The organism is Saccharomonospora xinjiangensis XJ-54, assembly GCF_000258175.1.
GTDB classification, from domain to species: Bacteria; Actinomycetota; Actinomycetes; order Mycobacteriales; family Pseudonocardiaceae; genus Saccharomonospora; species Saccharomonospora xinjiangensis.
On sequence record NZ_JH636049.1, the window covers coordinates 3,428,442 to 3,438,714 of the forward strand.

9 protein-coding genes are annotated in these 10,273 nt (G+C 68.6%); 7 read left to right on the forward strand and 2 right to left on the reverse strand.

The features are described 5' to 3' along the window. The first annotated feature begins 52 nt into the window (after positions 1-52). A complete protein-coding gene (locus SACXIDRAFT_RS15480) occupies positions 53-1,483 on the forward strand; it encodes an NDP-hexose 2,3-dehydratase family protein (protein WP_006239529.1) in 1,431 nt (476 codons plus the stop codon). 117 nt (positions 1,484-1,600) lie between these two features. Here SACXIDRAFT_RS15480 and SACXIDRAFT_RS15485 read toward each other — a convergent pair whose 3' ends face one another. Then, the gene (locus SACXIDRAFT_RS15485; protein WP_006239530.1) at positions 1,601-2,710 is read right to left on the reverse strand and encodes a DegT/DnrJ/EryC1/StrS family aminotransferase; all 1,110 of its coding nucleotides are present in this window, start codon (positions 2,708-2,710) and stop codon (positions 1,601-1,603) included. A 290-nt stretch (positions 2,711-3,000) separates the two neighbouring features. Between SACXIDRAFT_RS15485 and SACXIDRAFT_RS15490 the strand changes: the two genes are divergently transcribed. After that, positions 3,001-4,206: a macrolide family glycosyltransferase gene (locus tag SACXIDRAFT_RS15490; RefSeq protein WP_006239532.1), complete on the forward strand. Its 1,206-nt coding sequence runs from the start codon at positions 3,001-3,003 to the stop codon at positions 4,204-4,206. Continuing rightward, positions 4,206-5,762, forward strand: a complete 1,557-nt coding sequence (locus tag SACXIDRAFT_RS15495) for an AfsR/SARP family transcriptional regulator (protein ID WP_006239533.1) — start codon at positions 4,206-4,208, stop codon at positions 5,760-5,762. Before SACXIDRAFT_RS15490 ends, SACXIDRAFT_RS15495 begins: the two co-directional genes overlap by 1 nt. Before the next feature lie 62 nt (positions 5,763-5,824). On the opposite strand, the gene SACXIDRAFT_RS15500 is transcribed toward SACXIDRAFT_RS15495, so the two are convergent. Then, on the reverse strand, positions 5,825-7,474 hold the full coding sequence (locus SACXIDRAFT_RS15500; RefSeq protein WP_006239535.1) for an FAD-dependent monooxygenase: 1,650 nt from the start codon (positions 7,472-7,474) through the stop codon (positions 5,825-5,827). 145 nt (positions 7,475-7,619) lie between these two features. Between SACXIDRAFT_RS15500 and fabG the strand changes: the two genes are divergently transcribed. From fabG to SACXIDRAFT_RS15520, 4 genes are read left to right on the forward strand one after another with little or no spacing between them, the layout of a single operon-like run. After that, on the forward strand, positions 7,620-8,366 hold the full coding sequence (fabG, locus tag SACXIDRAFT_RS15505; RefSeq protein WP_006239536.1) for a 3-oxoacyl-ACP reductase FabG: 747 nt from the start codon (positions 7,620-7,622) through the stop codon (positions 8,364-8,366). Between the two features lie 25 nt (positions 8,367-8,391). Further along, positions 8,392-8,712, forward strand: a complete 321-nt coding sequence (locus tag SACXIDRAFT_RS15510) for an acyl carrier protein (protein ID WP_006239537.1) — start codon at positions 8,392-8,394, stop codon at positions 8,710-8,712. Further along, on the forward strand, positions 8,709-9,200 hold the full coding sequence (gene fabZ, locus SACXIDRAFT_RS15515) for a 3-hydroxyacyl-ACP dehydratase FabZ (protein ID WP_006239538.1): 492 nt from the start codon (positions 8,709-8,711) through the stop codon (positions 9,198-9,200). The genes SACXIDRAFT_RS15510 and fabZ overlap by 4 nt, the downstream gene beginning before the upstream one ends. Further along, positions 9,193-10,272 carry an aminomethyl transferase family protein gene (locus SACXIDRAFT_RS15520; protein WP_006239539.1) on the forward strand — a complete coding sequence of 360 codons (1,080 nt, stop codon included), beginning with the start codon at positions 9,193-9,195 and terminating at the stop codon, positions 10,270-10,272. The genes fabZ and SACXIDRAFT_RS15520 overlap by 8 nt, the downstream gene beginning before the upstream one ends. Position 10,273: the final 1 nt, after the last annotated feature.

The following is a 10,273-nucleotide window of genomic DNA, read 5'->3' on the forward strand; positions in this document are numbered from 1 at the left end:
CGGCCGGTCACCGGCATCGCGGAAACGCCAGTCCTGCCGAAGGAGTAGCTCGGTGGTCGCTCCCTTCCGTCCCTCGTCGCGCAGTGCAGCCGAGTCGCGGCTGATCGACTCGTGGTTCGCGCAGGGATCGCACCTGCGCGGTGCCGAGCACGTGCGCGACTGGCTTTCCGGAATGTCCCGGCACGCCTGGATGGAGACAACGCGAGCGGGTCTCGACGAGCTGCCGGGGTGGACGCGAGACCCGGAAACGGGCTTCCTCCGGCACCACACCGGCCGCTTCTTCGGCGTCGAGGCGGTGACGGTGGACCATGTCGGCGCCGCGGTGCCCCACTGGCAGCAGCCGATCATCAACCAGCCGGAGATCGGCATTCTCGGCATCCTCGTGCGGGAGATCGACGGTGTGCTCCACTGCCTGATCCAGGCCAAGCAGGAGCCAGGCAATCCGGGCGGTGGCCTGCAACTGTCTCCGACGGTGCAGGCGACCCGCAGCAACTACACGGGTGTGCACAAGGGCAGGGCGATCCCGTATCTGGAGTACTTCCGCGAGCCACTCGGCCGAAGGGTGCTCGTGGACATCCGCCAGTCGGAGCAGGGTGCGTGGTTCTACCGCAAGCGCAACCGCAACATGGTGGTGGAGGCCGGCGACGACGTCGAAGCCATCGACGGTTTCGGCTGGCTGACTCTGCGTCAGCTCGCCGAGCTGCTCAGCGTGCCGGACCTGGTGAACATGGACACCCGAACGGTGCTGGCCTGCCTGCCGGGAGGCGGTGCCTATTGGGCGGACGCCGTTGCCGCCAACGGCGGCTTCCTCACCGCACTGGCGAGGTCGGCGGATCCGGCCGCGCCGTCCGTGCACACCACCGACGAGGTGCTGAGCTGGATCACCGAGGCCAGGACTCGCACCGAGCTGCGCGTCGAGAAGAGGGCACTCCGGGGGCTCGAAGGCTGGCAGGAACGAAACGGCGTCATCTCCCACCACAGTGGACGGTTTTTCTCGGTCGTCGGTGTCCACGTCAGTGCGGGCGGCCGCGAGGTCGGTGCGTGGTCACAGCCGATGATCGAGCCTGCTGGAACGGGCGTGATCGCCTTCCTCGTCCGAGAGATCGACGGCGTGTTGCACGTCCTGACCCATGCCCGCACCGAACCCGGTTACGCCGACGTCGTGGAGCTGGCTCCGACCGTGCAGTGCGCTCCGGAGAACTACGCTGTGCTCCCTGACTCGGCGCGTCCCCGGTTCCTCGCCGAAGTGCTGCGCTCGGACAGAGTCCGGTTCGACACGGTGCTGTCCGAGGAGGGTGGCCGGTTTCTCGGTGCGCAGAACCGGTACCTGATCGTGGAAAGCGACGTGGACGTGGCCAGGGACGACCCCGAGTACCGGTGGCTGACGCTGGCACAGTACGACGAGCTGCTTCGGCACAGCTTCTACGTCAACATCCAGGCCCGCAGTCTGGTGCTGTGCCTGCGGAGCCTGGCCGTGGTGTGAGGCGTTCGATCGGTGAGGGTTCGTGACGCTTCAGATCAGGCAAGGAGTCACGCGTGCGAGAAGTGCGGTCACGCGTGCGAGAAGTGCGGTCACGCGTGCGAGAAGTGCGGACACGGCTCAGATCGTTGACAGGACCGACCTCAGCGCTTCGATGACGCGGTCCTGGGTTTCGCGAGGCAGCGAGGGATACATCGGCAGGGAGAAGATCTCCTTGGCCACGGATTCGGTGACGGGCAGGCTGCCCTCGGCGTATCCGAGATGCGCGAAACCGGTCATGGTGTGGACCGGCCACGGGTAGCTGATGTTCAGCTGGATGTCGTGGGCCTTCAGCGCGTCGAGGATCTCGTCGCGGCGTGGGTGGCGCACGACGTAGACGTAGTACACGTGGGTGTTGCCCTCGGCGGTGGTCGGCAGCACGAGATCGGTGCCGGACAGGGCCTCGGCGTAGCGGTCGGCGACGGCCTGCCTTCCCTTGACGTACTGGTCGAGCCTGCGCAGCTTGCGGCGCAGGATCTCGGCCTGAACCTCGTCGAGCCGGCAGTTGTGCCCCGGCGTCTCGACGACGTAGTACCGCTGCTCCATGCCGTAGTAGCGGTGCCTGCGCAGGTTGGCGTCGATGGTCGCGTCACCGGTGATGGTCGCGCCGCCGTCGCCGTAGGCACCGAGCACCTTCGTCGGATAGAAGGAGAACGCCGCCGCCGTGCCCATGGACCCGGCCACGGTGCCGTGGTGCCGTGCGCCGTGTGCTTGAGCGCAGTCTTCGAGGATGAGCACGTCGTGTTTGTCGGCGAGCCTGCGCAGCGGTTCCATTTCGACGCACTGGCCGTAGAGATGAACGGGGAGCAGGCAGCGGGTCCTCGGCGTGATCGCCGCTGCCACCTGCTCGACGTTCATCAGATACGTGGAGGGGTCAACATCGACGAACACCGGGGTCGCGCCGACCGCGTCGATGGCGAGGACGGTGGGGGCCGCCGTGTTCGCCACGGTGATCACCTCGTCACCCCTGCCGATGCCCATGGCCTGTAGCGCGAGCCGGATCGCGTTGGTCCCGTTATCGACGCCGACGCAGTGGGCAACGCCGTGGTAGCCGGCGAACTCCGCCTCGAACGACGAGACACTCTTCCCGAGAACGAGCCGTCCCGAGGAGAAGACGGTCTCGACCGCGTCGAGGATGTCGTCGTGCTCGTCGTGGTATTCGGGCAGATAGTCCCAGACCAGCGTTGGCATGTCGTCCCTGTCGTCCGTCGGCTCGCGCGATTCGCCGCCAGCATAGGCACGTGTGCGGCCGTAGGGGTAACCCCTAACCCGGCGCGCGAACAGGGCTGATCGGCCGCGTGGCCGCGGTGCGGAATGCTCCGTTCCGCCTATCGAAGGGCTCTGCCGAGGATAGGGGAGCGGTAGGGGTGTCGGTCGTCTCGGTGAGGCTTCTACGGTGACGGCGGCGGCCGTAGTTCTAGAGATCAACGTGTGATCCGCTGCGTTCCCGTGCCGCCGCGTTTCTTCCCAGTGGAGCCGACATGCCGCGCAAGGTTCTTTTCCTGTGCCATCCCGACCACGGGCACATCATCCCGAGTCTGGCCGTGGTCGAGGAGCTGGTGCGCCGAGGTCACGACGTGTGCTACCTGACAGCACCGAGCATGAGCGACGTCGTCGCGAAGACCGGTGCGACGGTGCTGACCTATGAGTCGCGCTACCGCGATTCCGACTTCTCCCGTCTCGCCGAGGACCCCGGTTACCTGCTGAGCGTGCTGCTCGACGAGAGCGCCGCCATGCTCGAAACGGCTGTGTCCGGACTGGACGGTGTGGACGGAGTCGTCTACGACACGTCGGTGCTCTACGCCGGCCGGATCCTCGCGCGGCGGTGGGGGATTCCCTCGGCGCAGCTCATCCCGTTCTTCGCGTCGAACGAGAAGTTCTCCTACCTCAACGCCATGTACAACGACCAGGACGGCGACGGCCCCGCCGAGGAGAAACCGGCGGAGCTGCCCGAGTGGGTCGGTGCGACGATGCGCCGGATCGGAGCGCTGTGCCACGCCCACGGCGTCGAGGTGCCGCCGCACGAGCTGTGGTTCGAGGTTCCCGAGTGCAGTCTCGTGACGATTCCCCGGCGGTTCCAGTACGAGGGTGACAGCTTCGACGACCGGTTCACCTTCGTCGGACCGTGCGTCGGTCAGCGGGATTTCCTCGGTGAGTGGACGCCGCCCCGTGGTGAGAACCCCGTGGTACTGGTGTCACTCGGCGCGGTGTTCAACGAGCACGAGGACATCTTCCGCGCCTGTGTCGAGGCGTTCGGGGGGAAGCCGTGGCACGCGGTGCTCACGGTGGCGGAAGGCATGGACCCGGACGGCCTCGGCACGTTGCCACCGAACGTCGAGGTGCACCGCTGGGTGCCGCACGTGACGGTGCTCGAACACGCCTCCCTGTGCGTCACGCACGGTGGCATGGGCACGGTGATGGAGGCACTGCGCGCGGGAACGCCGCTCGTGTGTGTGCCCACCTCGGCGCTCGACCGGCCCACCGGCTGGCGGATCAGGGAACTGGGACTCGGCGTGCTGCTCGATTCGGCCGAGATCACGCCGGAATCGCTCGCCGATGCGGTCGCATCGGTGCTGGCCGACCATGCTGCGGCCGAGGCCGCCGCGTCGATGAGCGAGGCCATCGCCGAAGCCGGGGGCGCCACCCGCGCCGCCGACCGCCTCGAAGTCCACCTGGCGCGACGCTGATGACCGGCCCGGCGCAGATCCAGATCATGGGCCCTGTCCGGGTCGTGAGGGCCGCACGTGAAGTGCGGATCGGAGGGGCCCGCGAAAGGGCCGTCCTGGCCAGTCTCGTGCTGGACGCGAACCGGGTGGTCAGCGTCGATCGCTTGATCGGTGCCGTGTGGGGAGGTGAGCCGCCTGCGAGCGCGCGCAGCCAGGTGGCCATCTGCGTGTCCAGGCTGCGCAGGGCGCTCAGCGCCGTGGACCTGGACAAGGCCGTCGAGACGGCAAGCCCCGGCTATCTCATGCGCCTCGACGAGCACGCGGCCGACTGGCCGAGGTTCGGCTCGCTCACCGCGCGCGCGGCTGCGAAGGCTGCAGCCGGCGACCGGCTCACCGCTGTGGCGCTGCTGCGGGAGGCGCTCGATCTGTGGCGTGGCGTGCCTTTCGAGGATCTTCCCGGCCTGCGCATCGAAGCCCATCGGCTGCACGAGGCGCGTCTCGACGCGGTGGAGACGTGCGCGGAGCTGGAACTCGACTTGGGCAGGCACGACCGGATCGTGGCCGAACTGTCGGCCGTCGTGGCGGAACAGCCGCTGCGGGAACGCCTGCGGGCACAGCTCATGCTCGCCCAGTACCGGTCGGGACGGCGGGCCGAGGCGTTGCGGACCTATCAGGACGCCCGCCGGGTCCTGGTCGAGCAGATCGGGCTCGAACCCGGACCCGAACTGCGCGTACTGCACGAACGCATCCTGCGGGATGCGCCCACGCTGGCTCCGTCCCCTGCGGCAGGGAATCCCGTTCCGGCCGAGGCGCCTGCCACAGCGTCCGCAGTGCCCGCAGTGCCCGCAGTGCCCACAGTGTCCGCGGTGTCCTTCGCCGCCCCCTCCACCGTGCCGTCCCAGCTACCGAGGCAGCCCGTGCCGTTCGCGGGCCGCAGGCAGCAACTGCGGATACTCGACGACGCGCTCGCCGACCGCCCTGATGCGCCGGGCACGATGGTGTTGTGGGGTCCTGCCGACGTCGGCAAGACGGCGTTGGCGTTGCGCTGGGCACACGAGCGGGCGGAGTGGTTCCCGCACGGTCAGCTCTACGCCGACCTGCGCGATCCACAGGGAAGTCCGGTGCTGGCCTCGACCGTCCTCGACCGGTTCCTGCACGCCCTCGGCGTGCCGCCGCAGTCCGTGCCAGGTGATCTCGCGGAGAAGGTGACGCTCTATCGCAGCGTGGTCGCCCGCAGGAAACTCCTGGTGGTGCTCGACGACGCCGCGGACTCGCATCAGGTCGTGCCGCTGCTGCCTGGTTGCGCCGATTGCCGGGTACTCGTCACCAGCCGCGACCCGCTGGCCGACCTCGTGGTGCGGCTCGGTGCGCGGCGCAGCCCCGTCGGCCCTCTGCAACCGGGTGAGTCCTGGGAGCTGCTCTCGCTGCTGCTCGGTGAGGACTGGGTCGGGCAGCGGCAGCGGGACGCCCAGCGCATCACCGGACTTTCCGGCGGCAACCCGCTGCTGCTCCGGCGTGCCGCGACAGCGGACGTCGAGCCCGCGCCGGCCACGGGCCCGTGGCGCGCGGGTGCCTGACGCGTGCGCGTTTCGGCGCGTCAAGGCCGTGACGGCAAGCCTCGGGCCCGGCCCTGCGGCTGTCACCGCGCTACGGGCGCCTGCCGCCGCCGCGCGAGGACGGTGTCCAGCACGGTCACCAGAGTGTCCGCGCCGCTTGAGTCCGAAAGACCTTGGACGGTGCGCCACGCCACGTGGCCGTCCGGCCTGACCAGCACCGCTCCTGAGGACCCGACGCCGTAGACCTCGGCCCATCGCGGCGAGGTGACCGCGGCGCCACCACGTCCGTCCGGGGAGATCTCGATGGGCACGAGGTGGGTCCCGGTCAGGGCGCCCGCCTCCTTCGCCGCTGCGGCCCAGCCGCTGCCCTCGGGGGTGAACAGCGTGAAACCCGTGCCCATCAGGTCCAGTGTGGACATACCGACGCCGTTGCGGTTGACGAGCACGTGCGGCGCCCGGTGACCGGGCCGGGCAGTCGGCACATAGGTGCGGTAGGGGTCGTCGGGCTCCGGCGGGACGGTCCCGTCAGGAACGATCGCCGCCGAGTCGTAGTGGAAGCCCAGCACCAGCCCCTCGCTGCACCGCCTGCCTGCCTGGAGCGCGATGGCGTCCCTCATCGTCAACTCCCCCTCCATCATGCGGAAGGTGATGAAGGCGTTGGCGAGGCTTTCGGCGACCGTGCGCTCCCCCACGGGGCACCGTTCGGCCGAGTAGGTGTCGAGGAGGGCTTCCCCGGCGTGCCCCCGCAGGACGGCGGCGAGCTTCCACACGAGGTTGTGCGCGTCCTGGATACCGCAGTTCATGCCGAAACCGCCCTGCGGAGTGGAAACGTGGGCCGCGTCCCCCGCGAGGAAGATCCGCCCTTCCCTGAACCGCTCCGCCGTCACGGCCTGCTGGAGCCACGGCATGACGCCGACGAGTTCCACGTCGAGATCGGGCACCCCGACCGCCTCGCGGATCACGTGGACACAGAACTCGGGCGTGAAGTCGGCCTCGCTTCCGCCCTCCTCGGGGGCGTAGCCGGTCTGGATGATCCACCGACGCCGGTAATCGACGGCCTCGACAGCGCAGGGGATGGTGCTGCGCAGGAAGTACAGCGCGCACATCCGGTCGCGCAGCAGCGGAAGCAGATCGGCGTCGAACATGATGCTGATCATGTGCCCGAGCGGGGGTGGGCCCTCCACCCCGATGCCGAGTCGCTGCCGGATTCCGCTGCGGGCCCCGTCGGCGGCCACCGCGTAGGCTGCGCGGACCGTGAGCGTGCCGTGCGCAGACTCGACGACCGCCGAGACGCCGTCGGCGTCCTGCTCCAGCGAGGTCATCGTCGTGGCGAACCGGACGTCGGCGCCGGGCAGCGATTCGGCCGTGCGCTTGAGGACCACCTCGAACTTGTCCTGTGCGCAGAGGTAGGTGTAGGTCGGGCTCTGCGGCGCGTCCTCCTCGATCGGGGCGACCTCGCGGTGAAAGTCCGGCGCGGTCAGTGAACTGCCCACGCCGACGGCGAGACTGTCCTCTCTGGGCAGTCCGAGCCGTTCCACCTCGTCCTGAAGACCCCACGCCCGCACCAGCTCCATGGTGCGCGTGGACACGAGGCGTGCCTTGGGAAAGATCGATGTGCTCTCGTGCCGCTCGACCAGTAACGAGGTCAGTCCGTGCCGGGAACACTCCAGCGCTGCGGTGAGCCCGACCGGCCCTCCACCGACGATGAGGACGTCCACCTCGATGTCAGCCATGCGCTGAGCGTGAAGCACCGCTCCAGGTGCGGTCAAGGTGCTGATAAGCGCGTGATAAGGCCATGAAAGACCGATTCAGTACGGTGAGCCGGCACGCCGAAGGGCGCGGTTCGAGAGCGCCGGAAAAACCCTTGTGGAGTCGCGGATGTTCGAAGCAGGCTCGGTCGCATTGGTCACCGGTGGGTCCCGGGGGATCGGCAGGGCGGTCGCGCTCGACCTCGCAGCGAACGGGAACCACGTAGTGATCAACTACTCCCGTTCCGAGGAGCAGGCCAAGGACGTGGTCGCCCGGATCGAGTCGGAGGGAGGCTCCGCATCGGCCATCAGGGCCGACGTCACCGACGAGAGTGCCGTGCGTGAGATGTTCCGTGCGTTGCGCTCCGAGCACGGCAGGCTCGACGTCCTGGTCACCAGCGCAGGCGTGACGCGCGACAAGCACCTCATCGCGATGAGCAGCGAGCTGTTCGACGAGACCATGGACATCAACATGAAGGGCACGTTCCTCGCGTGCCGTGAGGCGCTGCGCATCATGCAGCACCAGCGCCGTGGCTCGATCGTCACCCTCAGCTCGGCAAGCGGGCTCGACGGCGGCTTCCCCGGGCAGACGAACTACGTCGCCTCGAAGGGCGCGATCATCGCGTTCACCAAGGCGCTGTCGTACGAGGCCGCTCCCTACGGGGTCAGGGTGAACGTGGTCGCGCCCGGTTTCGTCGAGACGGACATGACCAAGGTGATTCCCACCAAGCTGCGGGAGAACTACGCCTCGCGGATCCGGCTCGGCCGGATGGGCAAGCCCGAGGAGATCGCCCACCTGGTGACCTTCCTCGCCTCTGCCCGTGCTTCCTACATCACCAGCGAGATCTTCGTCGCCAACGGCGGCGGGCTCGGCTGAGCACACAGCACCTTCGGAGGAGATTGTGACCATCGACGAACTCCGTGCCGCCGCAGCCGCACGGCAGCAGACCTGCGCCCAGATCAAGAAGATGATCGTTTCCCGGCTCGACCTGCCGATCGAGCCGGAGTGGATCACTGACGACCAGCCGCTGTTCGGCCGGGGTCTCGAACTCGACAGCCTCGACGTGCTCGAACTCTACGTCGCCATCGAGGCCGAGTTCGATGTGGCGCTCTACGACAGCGACATGTCCGTGTTCGGTTCGGTCTCGCGCCTCGCCGAGTACGTCAACCCCGACCTGCCGAAGACGGAACCCGCCGGGGCAGGCGGCGACGGCGCGGCATGACGACCACGAGCGAACCGGCTGTCCTGACGGGTCTCGACAACGACCGCATCAAGGAGATCCTGCCGCACCGGTGGCCGATGCTGCTGCTCGACAGGGTCGAGCGGGTCGAGCCGGGGATCAGGGGAACCGGGGTCAAGAACGTCACCGCCACGGAGCCGTGGTTTCAGGGCCATTTCCCCGCCGATGCGGTGTTTCCCGGTGTGCTCGTCGTCGAAGCGCTCGCACAACTGTCCGGAGTGGTCTTCGCGCTCGCCGGTGCGGGCCCCATCGGTTACCTCGCCGGAGTGCGTTCGATGCGGTTCCGGCGCCCTGTGCGGCCGGGAGATTCGCTGTCACTGACCTCGGAGCGGACCGCGGGCGGTCGCGGGTACTGCGAGTACAAGGTCAGCGCGAGGGTGGACGGCGCCGTCGTCGCAGAGGGGTCGATCACGATCGCCGACCCGGCAGCCACCAGTTCGAACGGAAAGGTTTTGAGAACCCGTGAATGACACGTCAGCCCTGACATCGCCGTTGCAGGCCGCGCATCCCGAGGGAACGGTCTACGACACCGTCGGCGAGGCCGTCACCGCGCTGCGGTACACGACGCTGGAACAGGAGTACGACGCCATCCGCAACCGCGCGGCCGTTTTCGACCTCTCCGGAGCGCGATTGATCGAGGTCACGGGTGACGGCGCGGTGGACTACGCGCAGCGGGTGCTGGCCCGCGACGTCGAGTACCTCACGGCCGAGCGCTGCATGACGAGCCTCGTGCTCGACGGCGAAGGGGCCGTCGTGGACACCGTCGTCGTGTGGGGCAGGGAGGACGGCCTCCTGCTGGAGAGCTCCGTCGGCATGGGCGGCAGGCTGCTCGAACACCTGCGCGCGCAGGCCGGTGACGACGTGACGATCACCGACCGCACGGGTGAGCTGGTGCTGCTCGCGCTGGAGGGCCCCTACGCGTGGGGTGTGGTCGGCAGGCTCATCGACGGTGAACTCGCCGCGCTGCCCTTCGAGTCCGTTGTGGACACCACGTGGGACGGTGCGGAGATCGTCTTCGCTCGCACCGGATCGACGGCCGAGTACGGCTACCAGATCATCGCGCCTGCCGAATCGGCGGAGCGGCTGTGGACCAAGGCCGTCGAACAGGCCGTGCCCGCCGGATACGAGGCTCTCGAACTGGCGATGTTGGAGGTCCGCCAGCCCGTCGTGAGGAGGGAAGCGACGGGCGCTGACATCGTCGAACTCGGTGCGAACTGGCTCGTGGACATCACCAAGGACGACTTCCTCGGCAGGGACGCGGTGCTGGCCGCCTTCGAGGCTCCCGCGAAGCGGCGCACGATCGGATTCTCCGGTGGTGACTCGGTGCCCGAGTCCGGCACGCCCGTGACGGTGGACGGCGAGCAGGTCGGCGACGTGGTCTACGCCGTCCGCAGCGTGGCACTCGGCACCATCCTGGGGCTCGCGAGGATCGCCCCCGACCTGGCCGCCGCGGGGTTGCGCCTCTCGGTCGGCGACGCCGAGGTGACCACGCTGACCAGCCCGTACATCACCCCGAAGAGCTGGAGCACTCCGATCATCTGAT

Bases quoted from the DNA above. Each gene is read 5' to 3' on its own strand.
- SACXIDRAFT_RS15485 (WP_006239530.1), bottom strand. From the start codon at position 2,710: ATGCCAACGCTGGTCTGGGACTATCTGCCCGAATACCACGACGAGCAC.
- SACXIDRAFT_RS15490 (WP_006239532.1), top strand. From the start codon at position 3,001: ATGCCGCGCAAGGTTCTTTTCCTGTGCCATCCCGACCACGGGCACATC.
- fabZ (WP_006239538.1), top strand. From the start codon at position 8,709: ATGACGACCACGAGCGAACCGGCTGTCCTGACGGGTCTCGACAACGAC.
- fabG (WP_006239536.1), top strand. From the start codon at position 7,620: ATGTTCGAAGCAGGCTCGGTCGCATTGGTCACCGGTGGGTCCCGGGGG.
- SACXIDRAFT_RS15500 (WP_006239535.1), bottom strand. From the start codon at position 7,474: ATGGCTGACATCGAGGTGGACGTCCTCATCGTCGGTGGAGGGCCGGTC.
- SACXIDRAFT_RS15495 (WP_006239533.1), top strand. From the start codon at position 4,206: ATGACCGGCCCGGCGCAGATCCAGATCATGGGCCCTGTCCGGGTCGTG.